Below are 25,027 nucleotides of genomic sequence, written 5' to 3'. Positions count from 1 at the left end.
ACGACACGCCGAGGGCGGTGTTACCGCGACGAAACACCGGAGACACCCCGGAGCAACCCCCCGCTCGTAACTTCCTCTCGAGCTGGCCGTCCATTCCCGGAGGATCGATGTTCAACAGTCCCGACGAGGTCACCGCGTACATCCGCGACAACGACGTGAAGTTCGTCGACGTCCGGTTCTGCGACCTCCCCGGCGTCATGCAGCACTTCACCATCCCGGCGGATACCTTCGGCCCGGACACCTTCGCCGACGGCCTGGGCTTCGACGGTTCGTCGATCCGCGGCTTCCAGGCGATCAACGAGTCCGACATGCTGCTGCTGCCCGACGCGAGCAGCGCGTACCTGGACCCGTTCCGCATCCACAAGACGCTGAACATCAACTTCTTCATCCACGACCCGATCACGCGTGAGGCCTACAGCCGCGACCCGCGCAACGTGGCGAAGAAGGCCGAGGCCTACCTCGCGAGCTCCGGCATCGCCGACACCGCGTACTTCGGCCCCGAGGCCGAGTTCTACGTGTTCGACTCGGTGCGGCACAACACCTCGATCAACGAGGGCTACTACCACATCGACGCGGTCGAGGGTTCCTGGAACTCCGGCTCGCTGACCGGCGAGAACGGCGGCCCGAACCTCGGGTACAAGACCCGGCCCAAGGGCGGGTACTTCCCGGTCGAGCCCTACGACCACCAGAGCGACCTGCGCTCGACGATGATGGTGAACCTGGCCAGCGCCGGGCTCGAGCTGGAGCGCGGCCACCACGAGGTGGGCACCGGCGGCCAGGCCGAGATCAACTACAAGTTCGACACGCTGCTGCGGTCGGCCGACAGCCTGATGCTGTTCAAGTACATCATCAAGAACACCGCCTGGGCGCACGGCAAGAGCGCGACGTTCATGCCGAAGCCGCTCTACGGCGACAACGGCTCGGGCATGCACTGCCACCAGAGCCTGTGGAAGGACGGCGAGCCGCTCTTCCACGCGGAGACCGGGTACGCCGGCCTGTCCGACACCGCGCGGCACTACATCGGCGGGCTGCTCACCCACGCGCCGTCGCTGCTGGCCTTCACCAACCCGACGGTCAACAGCTACCACCGCCTGGTGCCCGGCTACGAGGCCCCGATCAACCTGGTCTACTCGGCCCGCAACCGCTCGGCCTGCTGCCGCATCCCGATCTCCGGCGACAACCCCAAGGCCAAGCGCATCGAGTTCCGCGTGCCCGACCCGTCGGCCAACCCCTACCTCGCCTTCTCGGCGATGATGATGGCCGGCCTCGACGGCATCAAGAACAAGATCGAGCCGCCGGCCCCGGTCGACAAGGACCTCTACGAGCTGCCGCCCGAGGAGGCCCTCGGCATCGAGAAGGTGCCGGCGTCGCTGGACGCCGTCCTCGACCGGCTCGAGGTCGACCACGACTACCTGCTCGACGGTGGCGTGTTCACCCCGGACCTGATCGAGACCTGGATCGAGTACAAGCGGGCCAACGAGATCGACCCGATCCGGCTGCGCCCGCACCCGCACGAGTTCGCGATGTACTACGACATCTGATCGCAGTCGGCGGGCTGACCTGCGGTCGTGCCGCAGGTCAGCCCGCTCGGTCCGCAACGGGTCCGCACGTGCCGTCGCCACAGCAGCGACGGCAGGTGCGGACTCGTCGCTGTCTGGCCACAATGCCGCCCAGCCAGGACGCCAGGTGATGGCGTGCTGCAGCCATGACGGCCACTCACGAGTCGACGGACTCAGTCATCGTCGTCGTCGTCCTCGACCAGCTCACCTTCCCATGCCTCACGACCCTCGTGGACAGCGAAGGCGGCGATGACGAAGCCGGCGACGGGGTCGAGCCAGGTCCAGCCGACCAGCGCGTACAGCCCGAGGCCGATCAGGGTCGAGATGCTCAGCAGGACGCAGATCCGCGTCTCGGCAGCGTCCGCCAGGATCAGCGGGTCACCCCCCAGCGCCATGCCGACGCGCTTCTTCGCGCGAGCGAGCAACGGCATGATCACGATCGAAGCGATCAGCAGGATGATGCCGACGGTCGAGGAGTCCGGCTCTTCTCCGCCGATCAGGCTGCGGACGCCTTCGACGATCACGTAGGCGGCCAGGACGAAGAACGTGAGGGCGACCGCCTTCAGCGTGCGCCGCTCCTTGGCCTCGTCCGCCTCGCCGTTGCGCAGGCGGGCGGCCAACCGCAGTCCGACCAGGACCGAGGCTGCCGACTCGATCCCCGAGTCGAGGCCGAAGCCGATCAGCGACACCAGGCCGGCGAGGATGCCGACCGTGATGGCGATGGCACCTTCGGCGATGTTGTAGACGACGGTGAACTGCGCCAGCCGGAGCCCGCGCTTGGTGAGCCGCTCGGTCGCTGCGGCATCAGGGGCGAGGGACCGCTCGCTCATGCGTCCTGACCCCCCGCACGGCTGGCCGCACCGTAGGTCGGGCAGAGGTCGACGGCGTCCCCGGTGACCGTGAGCAGCCGCTCAGCCACTGCGAGGAGCTCGAGGAGCTCCTCGCGGTGGCTGAGCGTGAACAGAGACGCGCGACCGACGGGCCGCGACTCCACCAGCCCACAGTCCCGGAGGCAGGCCAGGTGCTTGGAGATTGTCGACTGGGCCAGCCCGAGGTGCGTCGTCAGGTCGACGACCCGGTGCTCTCCCAGTGTGAGATGCCGGAGGATCGCCAGGCGAGTGGGGTCCGAGAGGCTGTGGAAGAGCGAGGACGCCGAAGAGAGACCCGACGCCTCGGACAGAGGGTCTCTCGGTGGCACGGTCAGTTGAATCGCCATACGGCGATGATAGCGCCCGCGGGCGTGCCGCCGTCCTCCCCATCACGTCTCGACCAACGGCTCAGCGCACCTCGAAGTCCGTCGCCGCAGTCGTGGCGGTGAACTCGTCGAGTCGCACCGTGACGGTCAGCGTCCAGGTCCCCCTCGTGGGGATGGACATCCCCTCGCTGACCGAGTGCCCGGGACCAGCAGGCTGCAGGTCCACCGGCAGCGGGCCGATCTCCTGCGCCGCAGAGGTCAGCGACACCCGGAGGTCCTGGGCCTGGCTGAGTCGTCCCGCCTCATCGAAGAGGTAGAGGTCCAGGGTGTTGACGCCGGTCGTCGCCGGGGCGATGGCCAGCTGGACCTGTCCGAGCCCTGCCGAGCCGCCGGCGTCCTGCAGCGGGAGCGTGACGCTGACGGGCTGCGCGGCCGATGCCTTGGCGGGTGGCGTTCCGACGAGGACGGCGGACAGCGCCAGGACGACCGCCACCAGCGCCGCCTCGATGAGGACGGACCGGCGCAGGGCGCGCTGCTGCGCGGCGGACGGCGGGAGTCGGTCATCCGGTGCGGCAGGCGCCCGGTCGGAGCCGGCCGGCGGCCGCACCCCGACGGTCGCAGCTGCCAGCGCGAGCTCCTTGGTGAGGGAGGGCACCGGGCCGTGGTGACGGAGCACCCAGGCACGCGACGAGGCCGCCACTGCGAGCAGGACGAGGACCAGCGCGACCTTCCCGATCAGGACCCAGCCGTAGGCCGTGCTCACCAACGCAGACGGCGCCCCGACCTCGCGAACGGACTGGAGGACGCCTGTGGCGATGAGCGCCACCACAGCGGCCATGGCGACCCGGGAGAACCTCGTCACGGCCGTCGCCTGAGCCAGGTACGGGACGTCTGAACGGAGGGCGCCGGCGAGGAGTCCGACGAGCCCGCCCGCCCAGACCGCCATCGCGGCGACGTGCACCGACGCGACCGTGACAGCCAGCCAGGGAACCGGCCCGGCCGCGGGGTGCCCGACGGCGGCGAAGGTGACCACCATCCCCACGGCTACGAGCGCTCCGACAGCGACGACGCCGCGGCGAGGCGACCGCCCTCCGCGCCAGGCCGACGTCACCAGCACGGCCATGAGGGCGGCGAGTGCCGTCCGTACCTGCACCACCCGGCCGAAGGTCGATGACGCGGTCGCCGAGAGCAGATCCGGGTCCGCGACCGACCCCAGCCCTCTGCCGGCCGCGTACGCCCCCTGGAGCGCGAAGGTGCTCAGCCCGGCGCCGACAACGCCGAGCAGCCCGATGACGGTGAGCCGGCGCATGGCCGGATCGCTCCAACCGCCCTGCCAGCCGACGGAGAGGAACACCGGGATGCCGATGCCGAGCGCCACGCCTGCGAAACCCAGCCACCGAGCCGCGACGAGAGCGATGGCCACGGACCGACCGCCCTGCCCCGCGACGTCGACATCGGTCGCCGGCACCAACTCTCCTTGGCCGACGACGAAGGCGTAGGCGCCTGCGATGGGGTGCGAGTCGGCGGACAGCACGCGGTAGGTCACCACGTAGCTCGCCTCGGGGAGGTCGGCCGCGAGAGGGATCCGGACCTCCGCGCCGGTCACCGAGGGCGTTCCGGTGTCCACGCGTGCTCCATCGGCGCCCAGCACGCGGGCGTAGCCCGCGTCGAGGGACACCTCCTCCGTGAAGGCGAGCGTGACCTCGTTCGGAGCCTCGGTCAGACGCGCACCGTCGCCGGGCGTCGTCGTGGCCAGCGCCGCATGCGCGGACGCGGGCGGGGCCGTGGCGACGTCCAGGAGGACGGCCATGACGGCCATGAAGCCCAGGGCGAGGACGGTGGTGACCACCCGCCTCATGCGCGCGACCTCCCGGCCAGCAGCGGACGCCAGCTGCCCGGAGAGCGGCCCTGCCACGCCAGCACGCTGACCGCTGCGACGCCTGCCAGCACCAGCAGGTGGCCGGCGGCACGTTCGACGTGCACCATCCCGGCAGTCAGGTCGGACACGGTGAGGACGGTCAGCAGCAGCGTGAACGCAGCCAAGAAGGGGAGAGCTCCGGCCGCGAGCCGAGGCGCGGCCGCCACTGCGAGGAACGACACGGCCACGGCCAGACCCCACGCACCCGTCTCGTGAGCCACGTGCGTCGGCGCGCTCATGACCCCGGTGCCGGTGGTCAACGACGGCACTGCCAGCGCGGCCTGGCCGACCCCCACGGCCAGCAACGTCAGTCGCAGGGCGAGATCGCCGAGCCGAACCCGGACCTGGCGGGCCGCCGCGGGGCCGGGGTCCGGCAGGGCCGTCAGGACGGCGAACGTGACGTCGGGGATCGCCTCGGCGACCGTCAGCCGGGTCCGGCGCGTGACCTGCTGCGCCTGCTCCTGCCAGTGCCGGCAGCCCGGGCAGGCCGCGAGGTGACGCACCATCACGGTCTCCGCCAGTCCCGACGCCTCTCCGTCCAGCTGCGCGGAGATGGCCTCGCGGACGGGCCAGCAAGCGTCGTCGCGCCGATCGTCCATGGGGAACTCCCGGGTTCGTCCTACGTCGCGGTCGGTGAGGCGGTCGATCAGGAGCCGGCGGACCGTCGGCGTCGCAGCCACAGGGTCACGCCTGCGAGCGCCGCGATCACCAGGATCGCACCGATCACGAGGCCGGTGGACGACGACTCGTCATCCGTGGAGGCGGCCGGTTGGGGATCCGCGGTCGTCGAGTCGCCCGGAGTCGCGGCGGGAGTCGAGCTGGGGACGGCGGATGCGGGAGCGTCGGGCGTCGCCGGAGCGGCGGGCGTCGCCGGGGCGGCTGCCGGCGCCACGGTGATCGCGGGGGCCGGGTTCTCCGGATCGGGATTGCTCGACGTGGGCAGTTCGATCCAGGCGTTCTCGGAGCCGTCGGAGTACCTGACGAGCGTCTTGAAGGGCAGCTCAGCGCCGGTGTCTGCCGGGAGCTGGGTGATCGTGATGCCGAACTCGGCGTCGACACCGGTGGCGATCGCCGGGCCGGCGACCTCATAACCGTCCGCGGTGGGTGAGAGGACCCACCCGTCCGGCCCGGAGGTCAGCGACACCGACGACGGGGCGAGGCCCGCCGGCAGTTGCGTCTTGACCCCGGTGATGCCGGCGGTCGACGACTCCGCCTCGACCGTGAAGGCGACGGCAACAGGCCCGGCCCCGGCCTGGGCCGCCTCGGCAACAGCCTCGACGTGGGCGCTGGCCGCGGTGGCCGTCAGCAGGAGGGTCGCGGCTGCGGTGAGGGGGATGACCGTCGATCGGCGCACGGTGCGAGGGTGGAAGCGCATCATGGACTCTCAGTCGTCAGCGGCAGCCAGCTGGTTCCGGGTCTACGACACTTCTTCGTAGGCAGCGCAGTCGCTGCCCCGCTGGCCACGGGTCACGGCCGTGGCCAGGGTCAGCCCGACCGTGGGACGTACATGATGACGGCGACGCCGACGAGGCAGATCAGGGCACCGATCACGTCGGCCCGGTCGGGGCGGTATCCATCCGCGGCCATGCCCCAGGCCAGGGAACCAGCGACGAACACCCCGCCATAGGCAGCGAGGATGCGACCGAACTCGGCATCCGGCTGCAGTGTGGCGACGAACCCGTAGACGCCCAGGGCGATGACGCCCATGCCGATCCAGAGCCAGCCGCGGTGTTCGCGCACCCCCTGCCAGACGAGCCATGCGCCACCGATCTCGAAGAGTGCGGCGACGACGAACAGGCCGATGGACCGCGCGACGAGCATGGAGATCCGTTCTCTGCGGTGAGGGGTGGTCCGGTCAGTGGAGGACGAGGAGGTCGACCAACTGCTGCCCCTCGGGCGGCGCCGTGACCTCGAGTCGCAGACCGGAGGCATCCAGCTGCAGCCGGAAGGTGAGGAAGGGGCAGCACCGCTGCTCCTCCCGGACCAGCGCCAGGGTCTCCTCCGCCGCCTCGCTGGGGAGGTCGACGGCGTAGCCGCCGGCGACAGCGCCGCGCGGCGAGGTCGCGAGCAACCGACGCCACGCATCGGTGCGGGCTTCGTGCGCGGACCCGGTGAGCGAGCAGGCCAGCGCCGGTTGCGGGGCCGAGGCCGCGGCGTCGCTGCCGGAACCGGTCGGGTCACCGAGGAAGGAACACCCGCTGTCACACGCGGAGCTCCGGGCAGGGAGCGCGTCGAGGTGCGCGAGCGCAGCACCCAGGTGACGTTCGAAGCACGCCAGCTCCCGACGCCGGGCTGAGGCGTGAGCCAGCCGAGCGGCCAACCGAGGACGCAACTGGGCGCGGACGTCCCGGCAGGCGCCGCCCTCCCACACCGACAGCACCTCTCGGATCTCGGCCAACGGGAGACCGAGGTGCTTGGCGGTGCCGATGAAGGCCAGACGGTCGACAGCTGCCGGGCCGTAGGACCGGTACCCCGCCGCTGTCCGGGCAGCCGGGAGCAGCCCCTCCTGCTCGTAGAAGCGCAGCGTCGTGGCCGGCACACCGCTGAGCGCGGCCAACTGCGAGACGCGCATCCCCTCCATGGCCCGGGACCGTAGACCTTCGACACGACTCGAAGGTCAAGGCAGCGACGGGCCCGGCGACCGTCAGCCGGGCGGGTAGAGCAGGTCCTCGCGCGGCTCGGCGTGCGCGGCCTGGTGCGCGGCCAGCAGCGAGCGCAGCCCGCGGACCGCCGCCACGGTCCGCTCCCCGTCGGCCGCTTGGAGGGCCAGCACGGCGAGTTCATCGCCGTTGCGCAGGAGCAGGGTCGCCCAGGAGGACGTGGTCTCGAAGCGGACGGCCTTGACCCGGGCCCAGGGCAGGTCCTCCCCGGTCGCGATGTTGCGCACCCGGACACCGTGCTCGTCGGCGTCGACCCGGGGGCGGCCCAGGATCAGCACCGCACCGGCGGCGATGAGACCCAGCCCGAAGATCGCCACCTGGTCCACCGGCCCGAAGGCGACGACTCCGACGGACGACGACGGCAGCCGGAGGGCGACCACGGTCGTGGCGGCCAGCAGACCGAGTGCTGCCGCGGCGACGAGCACCCGCAGGCGCCTCGGCACCGCAGACACCGTCACCGACCTCGGGACGTCGGATGTCTTGTCGGCCTGCATCGCTCTCCAGTCGTGTCGTCCCGAGCTCGGGAAGGGGAACGGCGTCAACGGCGGCGGTGACCGCTCGCCCCCGACCTCGTGGTTGACGCCGAGCAACCGACCCGTGCCCTGTAGCGTTTCCTACGACAGACGATAGTAGGCGAGGCGCACCGTCTCCTCAGCCCTGCCGCCGATCCACCGAGGAGCCAGATGAGCGCGAACCTGAAGATCTCAGCCGCTCTGGTCGCCGTGTTCGTGGTCGGGCTCGCGGTCTTCGGCGTCGTACGCAGCCAGGGCGGGGACGACGGGCCTGCTGCGGCGGAGGCCGCCGTCGTCCGGGAGGACAGCCACCGCCTGTCCACCGCGGAGGACGGACGGGTCACCCTGGTCGAGTTCCTGGACTTCGAGTGCGAGAGCTGCCTGGCCGCCTACCCCTTCGTCGAAGAGCTCCGCCGGGTCTACGACGGACGGGTCACCTTCGTCGCGCGGTACTTCCCGATGCCCGGGCACCGGAACGCCGAGAACGCCGCCGTCGCCGTCGAGGCCGCCGCCGAGCAGGGCCGGTTCGAGGACATGTACGACCGGATGTACGAGACGCAGTCCGAGTGGGGCGAGAGCCAGGACTCGCAGGCGGCGGTCTTCCGCGGTCTCGCGGAGGAGCTGGGCCTGGACATGGCCGCGTTCGACGCCGCCGTGGACGACCCGGACACGCTGGAGCGGGTGCTCCGCGACCGCGAGGACGGCATCGCGCTCGGCGTGGAGGGCACGCCGACGTTCTTCCTCAACGGCGAGAAGCTGACGGTCGACACGACCGACGAGTTCATCGAGCAGCTCGATGCAGCCCTCGCTGGCTGAGCGCGCCCGCGACCCGGCGGCCGCGACCGGACCGGAACTCCCGGACCGGACCACGCATTCGGGTGGCCTGTCCGATCGCGGCCTCGCCTGGCTGTTGCTCATCGGCGGTCTCGTGGGCCTGGCGGCGTCGTTCGTGCTGGCCGTGGAGAAGTATGCACTGCTCGCCGACCCCACCTACGTGCCGACCTGCAGCCTCAATCCCGTGCTCAGTTGCGGGTCGGTGATGGCGAGCGCCCAGGCGGAGGCCTTCGGCTTCCCGAACCCGCTGCTGGGCGTCGCCGGCTTCCCCGTCGTCGCCGGCGTGGGGGCCGCGCTGCTGGCCGGCGCTCGTGCGGCACCGTGGTTCTGGGGTGGCCTCCAGGTCGGCGTCACCGCCGGCGCCGTGTTCGTGCACTGGCTGATCGTCAACAGCCTGTACAGCATCGGCGCTCTCTGCCCCTACTGCATGGCCGTCTGGGCAGTGACCATCCCGATCTGCTGGTACGTCACGCTGCACAACCTCGACCGGGTGGCGGCGCGACTGCCCCGACGCCTCGCCGTCGCAGTGGCAGCGGCGAAGCGGTTCCACGGCGTGGTCCTCACCGCCTGGTTCCTGCTCATCGCCGTCGCCGTGCTCGAGGAGTTCTGGCTGTACTGGAGCACCTTCCTTGGCTGAGCTGGACACCGGCCGCCGATCGGGGACACGAGAACGGACGGAGGCATCATGAGCGGCCTCGGGCAGACCTTCGCCGACATCGTCAGCGACGGCTCGCTCCTCCTGGCAGCCGCCGTGGCAGCGCTCGCAGGCCTGCTCAGCTTCGCCTCGCCGTGCGTGCTGCCGCTCGTGCCGGGCTACCTCGCCTACGTCGCCGGTCTGACCGGCGCCGCCGGCGGCCAGCATGCACAGGAGAACGAGCCCACCGCCACCAGCAGTGCGGTCGCGACAGCCGTCAGGAGGCAGTCCGCCGAGCGCCGGCGCGTGGTCGTCGGCGCACTGCTGTTCGTCCTGGGCTTCACGGCCGTCTTCGTGTCCTTCGGAGCGCTCTTCGGCGGGCTCGGCCGCCTGCTGCTCGAGTGGGCTCCGCTGCTCACCCGGGTCATGGGCGTGATCACCATCGTGATGGGCCTGGCGTTCCTCGGTGCCCTGCCCTGGCTGCAGCGTGAGCGCCGGATCACGCGACGGCCACCGGCCGGCCTCGCCGGCGCCCCCGTGCTCGGCGTCGTGTTCGGACTGGGCTGGACCCCCTGCCTCGGGCCGACCCTCTCCGCCGTGAACAGCCTGGCCTACACCGAGGCATCTGCCGGACGCGGCGCCGCGCTCGGCCTCGCCTACTGCATCGGGCTGGGTGTTCCGTTCCTGCTCGTGGCCCTGGGAGCCCGCCGAGCACTCTCCCTGTCCGCCTTCGCCCGGCGTCATGCCCGCACGGTGATGCGCATCGGCGGCCTGCTGCTGGTGGCGCTCGGGCTGCTGCTGGTCACCGGCGCATGGGAGGGGATCATGGTGTGGCTGCGGTCCTGGCTGGCGGCGACCGGGCTCGGTACGACATCGATCTGAGCACTGCCCAGGACTGAGGGCGCACGTCTCCGACTGCCGGGCAGGCGCGGCCACGACGACGACCTAGACTACTAACGTGCTCAGGCGGACGCTCACCCACAGGATCGCCACGACACTGGTGTGCGCCGGGATGGCCGTGCCACTCGTGGCGTGCGGTGGGGGTGACACCCAGGCGCACGACGAGCACCCCGCCTCGGTGTCCTCCTCCGCGGACGACGGCCCGTACGCCGGCCGGGAGCTCGCCGAACCGAAGGCCCGACCGGCGTTCACGCTGACCGACCAGACGGGCAGTGCGTTCGACTTCGCGGCGAGGACCGCCGGCCAGCCGACCCTGCTGTTCTTCGGGTACGCCAACTGCCCCGACGTCTGCCCCACGACCATGGCGGACGTCGCGATCGCACTGCGCTCCACCCCCGCCGACGTCGCCGCCCGCACCCAGGTCGTGTTCGTGACCACCGATCCCGCTCGGGACACCGCGGACTTCCTCGGCGAGTACCTGGCCCGGTTCGACGAAGGGCTGCCCAACCGCTTCATCGGCCTGACCGGCACACAGACCGAGGTCGAAGCGGCCCAGACAGCGGCCGGCGTGCCGCTGGCAGAGAACGACGGGACGATGCACGCCACGAGCCTCTACCTGTTCGGCAACGACGACCTGGCGCGCGTCGTCTTCTCCGCGGGCGACACCTCCGGTGAGATCGCACAGGACCTCGAGGCCATCGCGGCAGCATGACGGTTCAGTATCGCCTGAATACAGCGCCTTGTGTACCATCTCCGCCGTGATGCCCGTCCTGCACGCCGAGGTCCTCGCGCGCTTCGGCCACGCCCTGTCCGACCCGACGCGCACCCGCCTCCTGCTGGCGCTGCGCGACGGACCTGGATACCCCTCCGAGCTGGCCGAACTGCTCGACGTGACGCGGCAGAACCTCTCCAACCACCTGGCCTGCCTGCGCGGGTGTGGACTCGTGGTGGCGGTACCTGAGGGACGACGGTCCCGGTACGAGCTCGCCGATCCCCGCCTGGCGCACGCGCTGGGCGACCTGCTGGGCGTCGTCCTCGCCGTCGACCCCACCGCCTGCCCTGCCGTCGAGGACGAGGACTGCTGCTGATGGCCGCCGAACCGCTCCGGCTGTCCACCAGCCGCCCGACGACCGCTCCTCGTGACGATCGCAGGGCAGTCCTCGCCCGCCGCATCCGGTGGTTCGTGGCCGCCACGATCACCTACAACGTCATCGAGGCCGTCGTCGCGCTCACCGCCGGGACGAAGGCGTCGTCCTCCGCGCTGATCGGCTTCGGCCTGGACTCCGTCATCGAGGTGTCGTCCGCTGCGGCTGTGGCGTGGCAGTTCGCCGGCCGCGATCCCGAGGCGCGTGAGCGGATCGCGCTGAAGGTGATCGGCGGGTCGTTCTTCGCCCTGGCCCTGTTCGTGACCGTGGACGCGGTCCGGTCGCTGCTGGGGTCGGGAGAGGCGGAGCACTCCTCGGTCGGGCTCGTCCTGGCGGCGGTGAGCCTGGCCGTCATGCCGGGCCTGTCCTACGCACAGCGTCGAGCGGGCCGAGAGCTCGGGTCGGCCTCGGCGGTGGCGGACTCCAAGCAGACCCTGCTGTGCACCTACCTGTCCGCCGTCCTGCTCGTCGGTCTGGCGTTGAACAGCCTCTTCGGCTGGTCGTGGGCCGACCCCATCGCCGCCCTCGTGATCGCTGCCGTCGCCGTGAAGGAGGGCCGCGAGGCCTGGGCGGGGGACGACTGCTGCTCCCCCGCTTCCGCTCTGCGGCTGGCTGCCGACGACACGGATGCGTGCGGTTGCGCGCCCGGCTGCACGTGCTGCGGCTCGTCCGAGCCCGCCTCATGACCCACCAGACGACAGGAGTTCCTCGGTGAGCGGCGGACACGACCACGGCGCGGGGGCGGCTGCTGGCAGCCCCGACCACCGCCGGCGGCTGGCGATCGTCCTGGCCATCACGACCACCGTGCTGGTGGTCGAGGTCGTCGGCGCCATCGTGTCGGGCAGCCTGGCGCTGCTCGCCGATGCCGGGCACATGCTCACCGACGCGGCCGGACTGACCATCGCGCTGATCGCCGCCAATCTGGCGCTGCGCCCCGCGACGCCGAAGCGCACGTGGGGCTACCGCCGAGCCGAGGTGCTGGGCGCCACCCTCCAAGCGGCGGTGCTGCTCGGCGTCGGGCTGTACGTCTTCATCGAGGGGATCCGTCGGCTGTTCGAGCCTCCGGAGGTCGGCTCGACAGCCATGATCGTGTTCGGCGTCATCGGCCTCGTCGGCAATGCGGTGTCGATCGCGGTGCTCACCAGGGGCCGCGGGAGCAACGTCAACATGCGGGCGGCGTTCCTGGAGGTGGTCAACGACGCCCTGGGCTCGGTCGCGGTGCTGCTGGCTGCGCTGATCATCGCCCTCACCGGGTGGCTGCAGGCGGACGCGGTGGTGTCCCTGCTGATTGCGCTCCTGATCGTGCCCCGCACGCTGAAACTGCTCCGCGAGACGGTGTCGGTGCTGTTGGAGAGCACTCCCCCGGGGCTGGACCTGGACGAGGTGCGGGAGCACCTGCTCGGCCAGCCCCACGTGCTGGACGTCCACGACCTGCACGCCTCCCAGATCACCAGCGAGCTGCCGGTGCTCACCGCACACGTCGTGGTCGACGAGGCATGCTTCCAGGACGGGCACGCTCCCCGCGTCCTCGACCAGCTGCAGTCCTGCCTGGCCGACCACTTCCCGGTCAGTGTGGAGCACTCCACGATCCAGCTCGAGCCCCGGACGCACGCCGGGCACGAGCACCCCGCCCACCAGTGAGCAGCAGGCGACCGATCACCCGGCGGTGACGGTCATCGTCCCGATCTGGCCCAGCGCGACGTGGAAGGAGCACTCGTACTGGTAGTCGCCGGGTCGCTCGGCGGTGAAGTCGAAGGTCTCGCTGTCGCCGGGTGCCAGGATCGGGATCTGCTCGGCGATGTCCACCGGCCCCTTGCCAGGAGTGAACCGGATGTTGTGCGTCAGCTGCTCCGCGTTGCTGGTGAGCGTCAACCGCACCTGACCCGGCGCGACGGTGAAGCTGTCCGGGACGAAGACGTAATCGTCGCCGACGAGGACCGTCAGCTGCTGGACGCCGTCCGGGCCCATGGTCACCGTCCCCGGGGCGGCCTCGTCGTCGGCTGCCTCGCCTCCGCCGTCGGGATCGTCGCCGCAGGCAGCAAGAGCGACCGCGGCCAACCCGGCCAGCCCGCCGGCCAGCACCGTCCGCCGGGTGATCTGCGCGTGCACCGGGGCAGCGTACCCACCGCTACTGACGGACTTCGTATCGACCTGGGCGCCGCTGGCTGACCGTCAGATGTTGCAGAGGTCGCTGAGTGCCGCCGCCAGCATGGGCAGACCGGCGATCAGCCCGGGGGTGAGCAGGACTCCCCACAGACCCCCGGCGAGCATCCGGTGCCGCCACGGGTCCATCGGCGCCGCCGGCTGGAGCAGGCGCCCGACACGGAGGACAGCCCCCTCCTGCGCCATGGCCATGGCCGTTGCCGGTGCGCGCATCTCGACCAGGCTGACGATTGCCGAGGCGACGCTGACCCGGTCGACGCGGGCGGCTGCCGCGTCGTCGGCGAGCAGTTCGATCAGCTGGCGGGTCTGCATCGACGCGGCTCGGAACAGCCGCAGGCGCGGGAACGCCCGCACCAGCGCCTGCGACAACGTCACGGCCAGGCTGTGGCGCGCCCTCAGGTGCGCCGCCTCGTGTGCGAGCACTCCCTGCAACTCGTCATCGGACAAGGCAGCCAGGGCGCCCGTCGTCACCACGATGCACGACGTGCGCCCGGGAACGCAGAAGGCCGCCGGGGCCGAGGCGTCCATGACCAGTACGCCCAGCTGGGGATGCGGCTCGGTCACCATGTCGATCGACCGGCGCAGCTCCCGGCGGCGCCGCCACCCTGAGACGAGCTCCCGGGCGACGCAGCACAGCACCCACAGCGGTACGAGGCCGGCGAGCACGGTCCCGACCAGGGCACCGGGGAGGAACTCGGCCGAGCCGTAGGCGGTGGCGATGCTCGCTGCGCAGGCATGGAAGACCGCGCCGAGGTCGCCGGCGAGTGTGGTGACCGGGATCAACAGGGTCACACCGGCCAGCACGAACGCCGCGACGGCGCTGACGGTCAGCGCCTGCCAGGCGAGGATGGCCAACCGAGGTGCCTGCGTCGTCCATCCTGCCCTCGCCAGTCGCGGCCCTGCGACGAGGATCGCGACGCCGGTGACGGTGAGCGCGAGCCCGGCGGTCACGCCCGGCCGCCCGGCGCCGACCGTCGCTCGTTGCGAGCGGCGTCCACGGCAGTGCGGAGTTGCGCGACGGCGTCGGGCTGCAGGTCTGCGACGAAGTGCATGAGCACCTCCTGCTGGTCCCCGGACTCGGCGAGGACGTCCTGCAGCAGGGCTGCGGCGTGCTCGGCGCGGGTGCGGACCGGGCGGTACAGCCAGGCCCGACCGGACATCTCGCGGGTCAGCTGCCCCTTCCTGTGCAGGTTGTCCATCACCGTCATGACGGTCGTGTAGGCGAGGTTCCGCGAGGAGTTCAGCGCCCCGAGCACGTCCCGCACCGTCGCCGGCTCACCGCGACGCCACAGCTCCGCCATGATCGCCGCCTCCAGCTCACCGAACGGGCGCACGCTCCCACCTCTCCTGGCCGTCTCTCCGAGACGCCCCTACCGACGGCGAGGTGCTCGCCGTCCAGCTCCACCCGGTCCCGTCCGACAGCCTAGGAGCACGGGCCATCACCGGCCGCGGACGCCGGACGAGCGGGCGGGCCGTGTCCGACCGGCTCATCCGGAGCAGGCTCCACCCAGGGAGATGCCGCGGGCCGCCAGCCACGGTGCCGGGTCGGTGCGGTTCACGTACAACCCGCCGGTGTGCACCTCGACGTGGACGTGCGGGCCGGTGGACTGGCCGCGGTTCCCGACCTCGGCGATCTGCTCACCGGCGGCGACGCGCTGACCGGCGGAGACGAACGCCTGGTTGATGTGGCCGTAGAGGCTGATGGTCCCGTCCGCGTGCTGGATGTAGACCGCCAGCCCGAAGCCGTTCGCCGGGCCGGCCTGCAGGACCACACCGGCGTCGGGTGCGTAGATGGGTGTGCCGATGGGAGCTGCGATGTCGACGCCGTTGTGGTTGGTCCCCCAACGGCTGCCGAAGCACGAGGTGACGCGTCCGGCTGCCAGCGACTCGGTGCCGGCTGCCGAGGCAGCGGCCACGGCCTGCTGCCGCTTCTGGACCATGGCGTCGGCGTCGGCGTTGCCGCGGACGGTCAGGAGCTGCACCTGCGCGGCTCGGAGCTGCGCCTCCAACGCGACCTTCTCGGTCTCAGTGGAGTCGTACGCGACCTGCGCCTGGGCGAGTTGCGCCTGCGCGTCGACCGCGGCCCGGTCGGCCGCCTGGGCGGCGACGTCGCGGGCGGCGAGCGCGTCGCGGGCGGCCTGGTCCGCGCGCTGCACCTGCGCCTCGGCGTTCCGCAGGGCCTCGAGTCGCTGGGCCTGGTCGTCTCCGACGAGGTGGAGCATGGCCGCGCGCTCGAGGAGGTCCTCGGGACTGCGAGCTCCCAGGAGGGTCACCGCGCCACCCAGAGCGTCGGCACCCATGTAGCTCTCCCGTCCCAGCTCGGCGACGTCGTCCCGGGTCGCGACGGTGGCCGCCTGGGCGGTGGCCAGCTCAGCTGCGGTGCCGGCGGCTGCGGTCTGCGCCGCCGTCAGCTCCTCCGCAGCCACGCGCGACGCCTCGCCGGCCGCCTCGGCCGTGACGGTCAGGCGCTGCAGCTCCAGTTCGGCAGCGGCGAGCAGCCCCTCGACGCGAGCGACTTCTGCGCCCGCCGCATCGACGGTCGACTGGGCGGCAGCCGGCCCGGCGCCGTTGTCACCGGGGGCCGCGGAGGCGGGGGCCGACGCGAGTGTCAGGTGCAGGGTCAAGGCCGCGCCGACAGCGACGGGAGCCCAGCGGGCGAGGGTTCGGCGAGGCCTGGGTGGGGAGGTGGTCCGGTGGTGCAGGGTCGCCAAGGCGACGGTTCTCCGTTCTTCCTGACTGCCTACCGGGTTAGCTGACGGGTTCGGACGGGAAGCTGCCCTACCTGCGTGTGCAGGATTCACCCCGAGGGACGTGGGTCCCCGGTCCGCCTCGGCGATGCCTCAGCGGTTCGGCGTGCCCACCGGGGGTCCTCTGCGCGAGGAGCGGGGCCCTGGTGAACCGGGTAGAGACGCTACTACGAAGCCGCATAGTTTGTCACGGTCCGGTAACGAAGCCCGTCAGGAGACGCCGCCGTAGGAGTGCAGCCCGGTGGACACCAGGTTCACGAACAGCAGGTTGAACACGAGGGTGGCCAGGGCGACCAGGTTGGTCCACGCGGCCGGACGACCACGCCATCCGGAGGTGTTCCGGGCGTGCAGGTACGCGGCGTACAACGCCCAGGAGATGAACGCCCAGGTCTCCTTGGGGTCCCAGCCCCAGAAGCGCCCCCAGGCGCTCTCGGCCCAGATGGCGCCGGCGATCACGGCGAAGGTCCAGATCGGGAAGCCGAACACCGCCGTCCGGTGGGCCACCCGGTCCAGGGCCGCTGCGCTGGGGAGCCTGTCGGCCAAGCCGGTCGGATCGGCGCCGGAGATGGCTGAGCGCTCCCGGTGGGCGGCGACCAGGTAGAGGGCGCTGGCGACCCCGCTCACGATGAAGACGCCGAAGGAGACGATCGCGGCGGACACGTGCACCGCCAGCCAGTTCGAGCGCAGCGCGGCGACGAGCGGCCCCGACTCGGCGTACAGGTAGAGGCCGATCAGGACCAGCGCGATGACCGTCGGCCCGAGGACGAAGACGCCGATCCGCCGCAGACCCGGCACCCGGATCACCAGGACCAGGTAGACGAGCACCCCGACCAGCACCGCTGCGGTGGCGAACTCGTACATGTTGCCCCACGGGACCCGCCCCGCAGCCGCGCTGCGCGCGAGGAGGACCCCTGTCTGAGCCAGCGCCCCGACGCCGGTCAGGAGGACTCCCAGCTGGCCCCACCGGGCGCTCGGGGTCTTCTCGGTGGGCGTGTCGTCCGGCGGGAGGCTCGTCGCACCCGGGGCGCCGGCATGGACTGCGGCCCTCTGCGGTGGGTTGCGGGTGGCTGACCGACCGAACGCCAGTTCGGCGCAGAACCCGATGGCCGCGGCGCCGTACACGGCGATCGCCACGCCGAACAACGTGTCGGACAGCTCGGCGAACGTCTCAGGAGTCATGCGGACCTTCCTCGTCGGTGACGTGCTCGGGATGGGTGGGAGCCCGCCGGGGTCGACGGTGGTGGAGGAGCGCGGCGAGGAGCGCAGCACCGGCCAGCCCGGAGAGGCCCCACTCGGGCAGGGCACCCAACCGGGTCGCCACCGTGGTCTGGGTGCGCTGGGCCACCGCCCCGACGAAGACGTGGGGCTCGAACAACTCGGACCGGTCGATGACCGTCCCGTCCGGCGCGACGACTGCGGAGATGCCGCTGGTCGCCGCCACGATGACCGTGCGCCCGTGCTCGATGGCCCGCAGCCGGCTCATGGCCAGCTGCTGCTCGCTCTCCGCGGTGTACCCGAAGGTGGCGTTGTTGGTCTGGACGACGAGGACGGAGGCTCCGCCGTCCACGACCTCGGACACCAGTGCGTCGTAGGCGACCTCGAAGCAGATGACGTCCCCGAGGCGCACTCCCCCGGCATCGAGGACGCCGGACTCCGTGCCGGGCAGGAAGTCGCGGCGCAGCAGGTCGACCTGGTCGCTGAACAGCCGGAAGAAGGAACGGGCGGGCATGTACTCGCCGAAGGGCACCGGGTGCCGCTTGGCGTAGCGCTCACCCGGGCCGGTGACCGGGTCCCAGACGATGCCCGCGTTGGTCAGGTAGCGCCCCGGCCCGTCCAGGACCGCACCGATGAGGATCGGTGCGCCGATCGCCCGGGCGGCACGGTCGATGGCCGCTGACGCGTCCGGGTTCTGGTACGGGTCGATGTCCGACGAGTTCTCCGGCCAGATGACGACATCCGGTTGGGGGCTCTCACCGCGACTGACCCGGTCCGCCAGCAGCAGGGTCTGCCGCACGTGGTTGTCCAGGACGGCCCTCCGCTGGGCGTTGAAGTCCAGCCCGGAACGGGGGACGTCGCCCTGGACCACAGCGATGGTGCTCAGCTCCCCACCAGCGGACAGCTGGTCCCCGGGCAACGGCAGCCATGCCAGCCCGCCGAACGCAGGGACAGCGACCACGCCAGCGAGCGCGAGGAGACCTCGCCGCCTCACCTGGCGTCGTGCGACCCGCCGGCTGTGGTGGACCGCCCCCATGACCGGCACCGCGAGCAGCGTCCCGGTGAACGCCACGGCGAAGGTGACCAGCGGGACCCCGCCGTACGCGGCGAAGGAGGCATACGGGCCGTCGGCCTGGCTGAACCCCAGGCGCCCCCACGGGAAGCCTCCGAACGGCACGCGCGAGCGCAGGGCCTCCTGCGCCACCCACAGCGCGGCTGACCACGCCGGGGCAGCGGGGAGCCGGCTCAGCACCGCGGTTCCCGCTCCCATGGCCGCGTAGAAGGCCGCCTGCGCCAACGACAGTGCGAGCCAGGGCAGGTCGCCGACGAACACCCCGGTCCAGGTGAGCAGCGGCAGGAAGAACGCCGAGCCCATCACCATGCCGAGGGCGGCGCCGGCGCGCGCTGAGCGGCCCTGGCACGCGAGCAGCAACACCAGCGGCCCGACAGCAGCCAGCGGCCAGAACCCGAAGGGCGGGAAGGCCAGCCAGAGGGCCAGTCCTCCGGCGACGGCGAGTGGGACGGCGGCCGCCGGCCGGCTCAGCAGTCGACGGGCTGCGCCGCCGGGGCGCGTGCGGGCGGGCGCGACGACCGCGCGACCGACCGTGGGCAGGGAGGACGTCATCGGCGTCAGCGCACGGTCCGGCGCTGACCCTCGGCCAACCTCGCGAGCTCGGCGTTGTACGCCGCGAGATCGACCTCGGCCCGCCGGTCCCCCGCTCGCGCGCGACGCTCGTCCGAGCGCACCCACTGCTGGAAGACGATCGCCACGGCGATGATCGTGGGCAGCTCACCGAAGCCCCAGACGATGTTGCCCGCGGCCAGTTGATCGGTCATGACGTCGACACCCCAGTCGGCGGGGGCGTGGCGGAATGCCTGGACCAACGGGGTGCTGGCCATCATCACCGCGACGGCGAAGAAGGCGTGCAGAGGACCTGGCACGACCAGCTCGAGCAGGCGCATCGGTGCGGAGACCCGGTGCGGCCAGGGGTCCAGGCCGAAGGCCCCGCCGAACGCGAGCAGGCCCGTGAACAGGAAGAACGTCAGCATCAGCAGGCTGCCCGCCCAGTGGCGCATGAGCAGGTCGAACGCGGGGGTGAAGTAGAACCCGTAGAGGCTGCCGACGAAGAGGGTGGTCGAGACGACCGGGTGGGCCAGCACCGCGGCGGTCCGGCTGCGCATGACCAGGACCAGCAGCCTCCGCCAGACGGCTCCCCGTCCTCGGCGTGGGAGCGTCCGGATCGCCAGGCTGACCGGCGCACCGAGCATGATCAGCATCGACGACAGGACGGCGAGGACCATCTTCTGCAGCATGTGGATGGAGAAGAGCATCATCCCGTAGCCCATGACCTGGGTGGCCGTGACCAGCAGGACGCTCACGATGCCGAGGGTGAAGGCGACCGTCCGGTGGCGTGGCCATCGCACACCCCGGCGACCGAGCGCCCGGACTCCGCGCAGATAGGCGACCAGGGCGACCAGGGCCAGCGCAGGGAAGAATGAGGTGACGTCGACCTGCGGCGTGAACAGCGTCAGCAGGGTCGGTGGGTCCACGGGCATCCGCATGCCGCCCATGTCCGGGTCCACCAGGCGCCCCCCACTCCGTCCGGAGGGCTCGGCCGCCTCTCCACCCGCCTTGTCCTAAAACGCATAGTAGGCGACGTGCCGGGTGATCGGGTTCGACGGTGCGGACCGAGCCCTCGAGGGTCCGGGCCGGACCATGTCCCGCCGAGGCCACGGCGCCGGGTCAGACGTCCACGCCGCGTTCGGCGAGCCAGTTCCGCGGGTCCACCCGCCGGCCGTCGAGCCCGCCCTCGAACACCTCGAAGTGCAGATGGGGACCCGTCGACTGCCCGCGACTGCCCACCAGTGCGATGGTGTCACCGGCAGCCACGTAATCACCCTCCTCGACGAGGATCTTCTCCATGTGCCCGTAGACGGTCACGTCCCCGTTGTCGTGGAGGATGTAGACCGCGAGCCCGAAGCCACTGGCCGAGCCGGCCCGGAGCACCACCCCATCGGCTGCGGCGTACTCGGGTGTCAGCATCGGAGCAGCGATGTCCAGGCCGTAGTGGGTCGTCCCCCAGCGGGCGCCGTAGGAGCTCGTCAGGCGACCGTTCAGCGGCAGGACCGCCTTCGGGCGAGCCGCCTCCTCCCGGGCTGCGCGACTGGCGGCCAGCTGGCCCAGCCGCGCAGCGACCTCGACGTCGTTGATCTGCGGCCGGGCATCGGGTTCAGCCAGGACGTCGACGACAGGGCCGTCGTACGGGGCGACTGCGGGCTGTTCGTGAGCGTGGGCCACCGCCGAGGTCAACCCGTAGCCACCCTCCCAGAGGCCTGCGACGAGGCCGCCCATCGTCAGGGCGACCAGCAGCAGCGCCCCTCGACGGTGCGCCGGAGGACCGAGACGTGGACGTCGCACCCGCGCTGCGCCGCCGCGCGCCTGCCGCTCCATCCACCCTCCCCGACTCGTCACTGTCAGCGGTGTCGAGGTTACGAGAAGTCAGCCTGTCGCCTAAGGAGGTTAGTAGCCGGCGTGTCCGCCGTTGCCCGGAGGAGAAGCCCGGTCAGCCCGGTGGGTCCTCGGCGTCGCCGGTCACCTGCTCGGCCTGGTGGACGTGATCGGCGACCTTGGCGAGTTCCGACTCGACCGTCTCCTGGGCCACCGTGCGAATGCCCTTGCGCTGGCGTCGGCGCTGGAACAGGCCACCGGTCAGCGGCTCGTGCGTGAGCGTGACGGCGACGTCCGTGCTCCCGTCCGGTGCATCCGCCAACTCGACGGTCGTCACCCACACCTCAGGAGTCAGTTCCAGACGCGTGGCCACCCGGTGCTCGGGCTCCCACTCGACCACGCGCCCGCGGGGAGCCCCGCCAGGTGGTCGCTGACCGTCGAGGCGTCCAGGGACGCAGACGAACTCGGTGCCGCGCTTCGTCGAGGCGCCGTCCACCACGTACGACACATCGCAGACGGCGCAGTACGGCCGCAGGACCGCGAGCGCCCGCCAGACGCGTGCACGCGAGAAGGGCACCCGACGCTCCCCCCGGGCGACCGTCAGCCAGCCCGGGGTCCCGTCGGTCTGCGCCCGTGGACCCGCCGGGCCGCGGCCGGGCCTGCGACTGTCCGGCACGGTCATCCGGGCACCCTCTCGGCCAGCAGCTGATCCAGCCCCGTGCGCAGGTCTTCCTCGGACACGGTGGCGATGTAGACCGCCGCGACCCGGTTCGATCGGTCGAGCAGGATCGTGGTCGGGACGACGTTGGCCGGGAAGCCGCGGAAGGCCAGAGCAACCTCCCCCCGTGGGTCGAACATCGACGGGTAGTCGACGCCGACGGAGTCCATGAAGGCCTGTGCGAGTTGCCGCTGGTCCTTGACGTCGACGCCCAGGAACTGGACGCCCTCGTCCCCGACGTCGGCGTAGACGGTCTGGAACTCGGGCATCTCCAGCCGGCAGGGCGCGCACCACGACCCCCAGAAGTTGAGGACGACGATGTCACCTGCCAGCGCGGTCGACTCGAACGTCGACTCGTCGAGGAGTTCGCCGGAGAAGGCGGGGGCCGTCTGGCGTTCGCCCTCCGGGATGACCTGACCGAGCGGCGTGCTGCCGGCGAAGTCGAACTCGCCGTCAGCCACCGCGGTCCCCGGGTCGTTCGAGCAGCCGGTCAGGCCGCTCAGGCCCAGCAGACCGAACACCACCAGGGCACGCCTGCGCGTGAGGTCGATGCTCACCCGTCTGACCTCCGACGGGGGCTCAGCAGCACGCGACGCCTGCGTCGTCGCCGTCCGAACGGTGGCCAGACCGTCACATGCCCTCCCTTGCCCGGTGCGCCGACCGCATCACCGGCCTCGCGAGAGACACCACTACGAATGAGCTTAGGAGGAACTGGCTCATCGCGAGAGCTCGGGGCTCGCTTCAGTCGCAGCGCGTCCCGGCAACTCGGGCGACTCGACCCCCTCACGCGAGCGACCTCTGCCGGCTGCCGAGCTTCGACCGCTGCTCGGCGCCATGGTCCGATCCGACCGGCAGGGACGGCCACCCCTGCCCGGTCGGTCACCGCACCGAGGATGGCCGTCCTCGACACGGAGTCGGAGCTGCTCGTTCAGCAGCAACCGCTGCTGCAGTCGCAGTCGGTGCAGTCGGGATCGCAGTCGCAGGTCAGCTCGAGCATGAACAGTCACCCCCCTCCCCGTCGGGTGGGCACCACGTGCCGGGGGTCGGGTCGGGGCACTCGGCCTGGGGCAGCGCAGCGGCCATGGCGGCCATCTCCGCGCGCAAGGCGGTGAGCTGGGCGATCTGGGCGTCGACGTCGTCCAGTCGCCTGCGGAGCAGCTCCCCCGCCGGCTCGCACGGGCACTGCCCGGTGTCCCGGACGGCGAGGAGGTGGCCGATGTCCACCAGCCGCAGCCCCAGCCGCTGCGCGCCCTGGATGAACTGCAGCCGGTCGACAGCCCCAGGTTCGTAGTCCCGGTAGCCCCCGGCCGTGCGCCGTGGCGCGGGCAGCAGCCCGATGCGCTCGTAGTAGCGGACCGTGTCCGTCGGTACGCCGGCAGCCCGGGCCAGCTCCGCGATCCGCAGTCCTCGCTCGGCCGTCGTGGTCATGACGACCACCCTGCACCTTGGACCCGGGTCCAAGGTCAAGCGTCAGCCTGGCAGGTCAGGAGCAGCAGGCGTCGGCGCCCTCGGGGGTGAGCGCAGCGATCGTGGCGAGGGTCTTGACCGGACCGGCGAGCGCCTCGCAGCACAGGGCGTAGACGTTGCTGCGGCCCCGGGGGGTGATGGTCACCAGCCCCTGCTCGCGGAGCGGCGCCAGGTGGTGGCTGACCAGCGTCTGGCTCATGCCGGCGGCTTCGGTGAGCTCGCGCACGGTGCGCGGCCCCTCGGCCAGCAGCAGGACCAGGTGCAGCCGGTTGGGGTCCGACAACGCCTTCAGTTGCGGGGCGAGCAGCCGAGCGCGGTCAGCGGGTGAGGTCAGCTCGTCGACGTCGAGCAGTCGCACGTCCAGGTCCTGGCGCATGCGGACATCATGCCATGCATTCGTTGCTGTCAACAGCGTTCGTTGTTAACGTGCGTCGACGTTGGACGATGCACCGACGAGCGAGGACGTGAGGACGACATGAGCGCGTACACGACGAACGACCTGCCTGTCGTGGTGATCGGCGCCGGCCCGGTGGGGCTGGCGGCCGCGGCCCACCTGCTCGAGCGCGGGCTGGAGCCGCTGGTGCTGGAGGCCGGCGACCAGCCGGGCGCCGCCGTGCGCGCGTGGGGTCACGTGCGCCTGTTCTCGCCGTGGGAGTACGACGTCGATGCGGCTGCCGCACGCCTCCTCGCGCCGACCGGCTGGACCTCCCCCGACCCCACGCAGCTGCCGACGGGAGCCGAGCTGGTCGAGCAGTACCTCGCTCCGCTGGCCGCCACTCCGCAACTGGCCGATCGCATCCGCACCGGCACCCGGGTGGTCGCGGTGTCGCGCGTCGGGGTGGACAAGACCCGTTCCGTGGGCCGGGAGGGGCGGGCCTACCTGGTGCGCACGGTCACCGACGGTCGCGTCACCGACCTGACCGCGGCGGCGGTCATCGACGCCTCGGGCACGTGGGAGCAGCCCAACCCGCTGGGCGCAGCGGGGCTACCGGCCGTCGGCGAGGAGCAGGCCGCCGGGTGGCTGGTCGGCCCGCTGCCCGACGTGCTCGGTCGCGACCGTGCCCGGTTCGCCGGGAAGCACACCCTGGTGGTCGGCATGGGCCACTCCGCTGCCAACACCCTCCTGGCGCTGGTCGAGCTCCAGCGAGCCGAACCGGGCACGCAAGTCACCTGGGCCATCCGCGGCCGCTCCCCCGCTCGCCTCTACGGTGGCGGCGACTCCGACGGGCTGCCCGCCCGGGGGCTGCTCGGCTCCTCGCTCAAGGCCGCCGTCCGGTCCGGCGCAGTCACCCTGCTCCGCGAGGTGACGATCACCGGGCTCACTCCCCCGGCCGACGGCGCCGGACAGCTGCACGTGGTCGGCGCCGGCCGGGACGGCGTCGCGGTCGACCTGCACGTGGACGCTGTGGCCGCGGCGACCGGGTTCCGCCCCGACCTGGGCATGCTCCGAGAGCTCCGGCTCGACCTGGACCCCGGCGTCGAGGCCCCGGCCCGGCTGGCGCCGCTGATCGACCCCAACTTCCACTCCTGCGGCACCGTCCCGCCGCACGGCCACCGCGACCTGGCCCACCCCGACGAGGGCTTCTACCTGGTCGGCATGAAGTCCTACGGTCGCGCCCCGACGTTCCTGCTGGCCACCGGCTACGAGCAGGTCCGCTCGATCGCCGCAGCACTGGCCGGGGACACCGAGGCCGCCGACTCCGTGCAGCTGCACCTGCCGAGCACGGGGGTCTGCAGCACCGACCTGGGTGCCCGGGAAGCCGCGGAGACCTCCGGCGTCGGTTTCTCCACCGGCAGCGAGCACGGGTACTCGGCGGAAGAGCCTGAGGCGGCCAGCTGCTGCGGCTCGGCACCGCAGCCGGTGACCATCGGGGCTCCCGCGTCGAACTGTTGACCGGCCGACCGACTGACG

General features: G+C 71.8%; 29 protein-coding genes and 1 riboswitch. Of the genes, 9 read left to right on the top strand and 20 right to left on the bottom strand.

Features of this window, described 5'->3' with window-relative positions:
* Positions 1-107: 107 nt before the first annotated feature.
* Positions 108-1,541: a type I glutamate--ammonia ligase gene (gene glnA / locus MODMU_RS09405; protein WP_014739992.1), complete on the top strand. Its 1,434-nt coding sequence runs from the start codon at positions 108-110 to the stop codon at positions 1,539-1,541.
* Positions 1,542-1,732: 191 nt separating this feature from the next.
* Here glnA and MODMU_RS09400 read toward each other — a convergent pair whose 3' ends face one another.
* From MODMU_RS09400 to MODMU_RS09365, 8 genes are all read right to left on the bottom strand, one after another.
* Positions 1,733-2,389: a cation diffusion facilitator family transporter gene (locus MODMU_RS09400; protein ID WP_014739991.1), complete on the bottom strand. Its 657-nt coding sequence runs from the start codon at positions 2,387-2,389 to the stop codon at positions 1,733-1,735.
* Positions 2,386-2,775: an ArsR/SmtB family transcription factor gene (locus MODMU_RS09395; RefSeq protein ID WP_014739990.1), complete on the bottom strand. Its 390-nt coding sequence runs from the start codon at positions 2,773-2,775 to the stop codon at positions 2,386-2,388. Before MODMU_RS09395 ends, MODMU_RS09400 begins: the two co-directional genes overlap by 4 nt.
* A 61-nt stretch (positions 2,776-2,836) precedes the next feature.
* Complete coding sequence (locus MODMU_RS09390) at positions 2,837-4,612, bottom strand: copper resistance CopC/CopD family protein (RefSeq protein WP_014739989.1); 1,776 nt, start codon at positions 4,610-4,612, stop codon at positions 2,837-2,839.
* Positions 4,609-5,352, bottom strand: coding sequence for a zf-HC2 domain-containing protein (locus tag MODMU_RS09385; RefSeq protein ID WP_231851826.1), 744 nt, complete (start codon positions 5,350-5,352; stop codon positions 4,609-4,611). The genes MODMU_RS09390 and MODMU_RS09385 overlap by 4 nt, the downstream gene beginning before the upstream one ends.
* Complete coding sequence (locus MODMU_RS09380) at positions 5,319-6,026, bottom strand: DUF1775 domain-containing protein (RefSeq protein ID WP_166503442.1); 708 nt, start codon at positions 6,024-6,026, stop codon at positions 5,319-5,321. The genes MODMU_RS09385 and MODMU_RS09380 overlap by 34 nt, the downstream gene beginning before the upstream one ends.
* Before the next feature lie 131 nt (positions 6,027-6,157).
* Positions 6,158-6,493: a YnfA family protein gene (locus tag MODMU_RS09375; RefSeq protein ID WP_014739986.1), complete on the bottom strand. Its 336-nt coding sequence runs from the start codon at positions 6,491-6,493 to the stop codon at positions 6,158-6,160.
* Positions 6,494-6,527: 34 nt separating this feature from the next.
* The gene (locus MODMU_RS09370) at positions 6,528-7,253 is read right to left on the bottom strand and encodes a MerR family transcriptional regulator (RefSeq protein WP_166503441.1); all 726 of its coding nucleotides are present in this window, start codon (positions 7,251-7,253) and stop codon (positions 6,528-6,530) included.
* A gap of 63 nt (positions 7,254-7,316) precedes the next feature.
* The gene (locus MODMU_RS09365; RefSeq protein ID WP_231851825.1) at positions 7,317-7,775 is read right to left on the bottom strand and encodes a PH domain-containing protein; all 459 of its coding nucleotides are present in this window, start codon (positions 7,773-7,775) and stop codon (positions 7,317-7,319) included.
* 240 nt (positions 7,776-8,015) lie between these two features.
* On the opposite strand from MODMU_RS09365, the gene MODMU_RS09360 reads away from it, so the two are divergent.
* The 7 genes from MODMU_RS09360 to MODMU_RS09330 all read left to right on the top strand — a co-directional run bounded on the left by MODMU_RS09360 (position 8,016) and on the right by MODMU_RS09330 (position 12,998).
* Positions 8,016-8,660 (top strand): DsbA family protein, encoded by a 645-nt coding sequence (locus MODMU_RS09360; protein ID WP_014739983.1) that lies wholly within the window; start codon positions 8,016-8,018, stop codon positions 8,658-8,660.
* Positions 8,641-9,315: a vitamin K epoxide reductase family protein gene (locus MODMU_RS09355; RefSeq protein WP_014739982.1), complete on the top strand. Its 675-nt coding sequence runs from the start codon at positions 8,641-8,643 to the stop codon at positions 9,313-9,315. Before MODMU_RS09360 ends, MODMU_RS09355 begins: the two co-directional genes overlap by 20 nt.
* 48 nt (positions 9,316-9,363) lie before the next feature.
* Positions 9,364-10,194: a cytochrome c biogenesis CcdA family protein gene (locus tag MODMU_RS09350; protein WP_014739981.1), complete on the top strand. Its 831-nt coding sequence runs from the start codon at positions 9,364-9,366 to the stop codon at positions 10,192-10,194.
* A gap of 76 nt (positions 10,195-10,270) precedes the next feature.
* Entirely contained in the window at positions 10,271-10,924 is a 654-nt protein-coding gene (locus tag MODMU_RS09345; RefSeq protein WP_014739980.1) for an SCO family protein, read from the top strand.
* A 49-nt stretch (positions 10,925-10,973) separates the two neighbouring features.
* The gene (locus MODMU_RS09340; RefSeq protein WP_041796329.1) at positions 10,974-11,300 is read left to right on the top strand and encodes an ArsR/SmtB family transcription factor; all 327 of its coding nucleotides are present in this window, start codon (positions 10,974-10,976) and stop codon (positions 11,298-11,300) included.
* Positions 11,300-12,043: a cation efflux transmembrane domain-containing protein gene (locus MODMU_RS09335; RefSeq protein ID WP_014739978.1), complete on the top strand. Its 744-nt coding sequence runs from the start codon at positions 11,300-11,302 to the stop codon at positions 12,041-12,043. Before MODMU_RS09340 ends, MODMU_RS09335 begins: the two co-directional genes overlap by 1 nt.
* 25 nt (positions 12,044-12,068) lie before the next feature.
* Positions 12,069-12,998 carry a cation diffusion facilitator family transporter gene (locus tag MODMU_RS09330; RefSeq protein WP_014739977.1) on the top strand — a complete coding sequence of 310 codons (930 nt, stop codon included), beginning with the start codon at positions 12,069-12,071 and terminating at the stop codon, positions 12,996-12,998.
* A gap of 15 nt (positions 12,999-13,013) precedes the next feature.
* Here MODMU_RS09330 and MODMU_RS09325 read toward each other — a convergent pair whose 3' ends face one another.
* The 12 genes from MODMU_RS09325 to MODMU_RS09270 all read right to left on the bottom strand — a co-directional run bounded on the left by MODMU_RS09325 (position 13,014) and on the right by MODMU_RS09270 (position 23,491).
* Positions 13,014-13,466 (bottom strand): plastocyanin/azurin family copper-binding protein, encoded by a 453-nt coding sequence (locus MODMU_RS09325; protein WP_014739976.1) that lies wholly within the window; start codon positions 13,464-13,466, stop codon positions 13,014-13,016.
* Positions 13,467-13,529: 63 nt separating this feature from the next.
* Positions 13,530-14,471 carry a M56 family metallopeptidase gene (locus tag MODMU_RS09320; RefSeq protein ID WP_014739975.1) on the bottom strand — a complete coding sequence of 314 codons (942 nt, stop codon included), beginning with the start codon at positions 14,469-14,471 and terminating at the stop codon, positions 13,530-13,532.
* Positions 14,468-14,854 (bottom strand): BlaI/MecI/CopY family transcriptional regulator, encoded by a 387-nt coding sequence (locus MODMU_RS09315; protein ID WP_014739974.1) that lies wholly within the window; start codon positions 14,852-14,854, stop codon positions 14,468-14,470. Before MODMU_RS09315 ends, MODMU_RS09320 begins: the two co-directional genes overlap by 4 nt.
* A 153-nt stretch (positions 14,855-15,007) precedes the next feature.
* Positions 15,008-16,144 carry a M23 family metallopeptidase gene (locus MODMU_RS09310; RefSeq protein ID WP_014739973.1) on the bottom strand — a complete coding sequence of 379 codons (1,137 nt, stop codon included), beginning with the start codon at positions 16,142-16,144 and terminating at the stop codon, positions 15,008-15,010.
* 99 nt (positions 16,145-16,243) lie between these two features.
* Positions 16,244-16,384: riboswitch (cyclic di-AMP (ydaO/yuaA leader) on the bottom strand.
* A 93-nt stretch (positions 16,385-16,477) separates the two neighbouring features.
* Entirely contained in the window at positions 16,478-17,446 is a 969-nt protein-coding gene (gene ccsB / locus MODMU_RS09305) for a c-type cytochrome biogenesis protein CcsB (protein WP_014739972.1), read from the bottom strand.
* Positions 17,436-19,106 carry an apolipoprotein N-acyltransferase gene (lnt, locus tag MODMU_RS09300; RefSeq protein ID WP_014739971.1) on the bottom strand — a complete coding sequence of 557 codons (1,671 nt, stop codon included), beginning with the start codon at positions 19,104-19,106 and terminating at the stop codon, positions 17,436-17,438. The genes ccsB and lnt overlap by 11 nt, the downstream gene beginning before the upstream one ends.
* 5 nt (positions 19,107-19,111) lie before the next feature.
* Positions 19,112-20,032, bottom strand: coding sequence for a cytochrome c oxidase assembly protein (locus MODMU_RS09295; protein ID WP_231851824.1), 921 nt, complete (start codon positions 20,030-20,032; stop codon positions 19,112-19,114).
* A gap of 193 nt (positions 20,033-20,225) precedes the next feature.
* Positions 20,226-20,933, bottom strand: coding sequence for a M23 family metallopeptidase (locus MODMU_RS09290; protein WP_014739969.1), 708 nt, complete (start codon positions 20,931-20,933; stop codon positions 20,226-20,228).
* 112 nt (positions 20,934-21,045) lie between these two features.
* A complete protein-coding gene (locus tag MODMU_RS29430) occupies positions 21,046-21,330 on the bottom strand; it encodes a hypothetical protein (protein WP_231851823.1) in 285 nt (94 codons plus the stop codon).
* A gap of 278 nt (positions 21,331-21,608) precedes the next feature.
* A complete protein-coding gene (locus tag MODMU_RS09280) occupies positions 21,609-22,205 on the bottom strand; it encodes a TlpA family protein disulfide reductase (protein ID WP_014739967.1) in 597 nt (198 codons plus the stop codon).
* A 427-nt stretch (positions 22,206-22,632) separates the two neighbouring features.
* Complete coding sequence (locus MODMU_RS09275; protein WP_014739966.1) at positions 22,633-23,076, bottom strand: MerR family transcriptional regulator; 444 nt, start codon at positions 23,074-23,076, stop codon at positions 22,633-22,635.
* A gap of 55 nt (positions 23,077-23,131) precedes the next feature.
* Positions 23,132-23,491, bottom strand: a complete 360-nt coding sequence (locus MODMU_RS09270; RefSeq protein ID WP_014739965.1) for an ArsR/SmtB family transcription factor — start codon at positions 23,489-23,491, stop codon at positions 23,132-23,134.
* A 99-nt stretch (positions 23,492-23,590) separates the two neighbouring features.
* Between MODMU_RS09270 and MODMU_RS09265 the strand changes: the two genes are divergently transcribed.
* Positions 23,591-25,009, top strand: a complete 1,419-nt coding sequence (locus tag MODMU_RS09265; protein ID WP_014739964.1) for an FAD-dependent oxidoreductase — start codon at positions 23,591-23,593, stop codon at positions 25,007-25,009.
* Positions 25,010-25,027 lie beyond the last annotated feature (18 nt).

Source organism: Modestobacter italicus (assembly GCF_000306785.1).
Lineage (GTDB): Bacteria > Actinomycetota > Actinomycetes > Mycobacteriales > Geodermatophilaceae > Modestobacter > Modestobacter italicus.
Note: the sequence above shows the minus strand (reverse complement) of the source record. Positions and strands in the feature narration are given on the sequence as shown.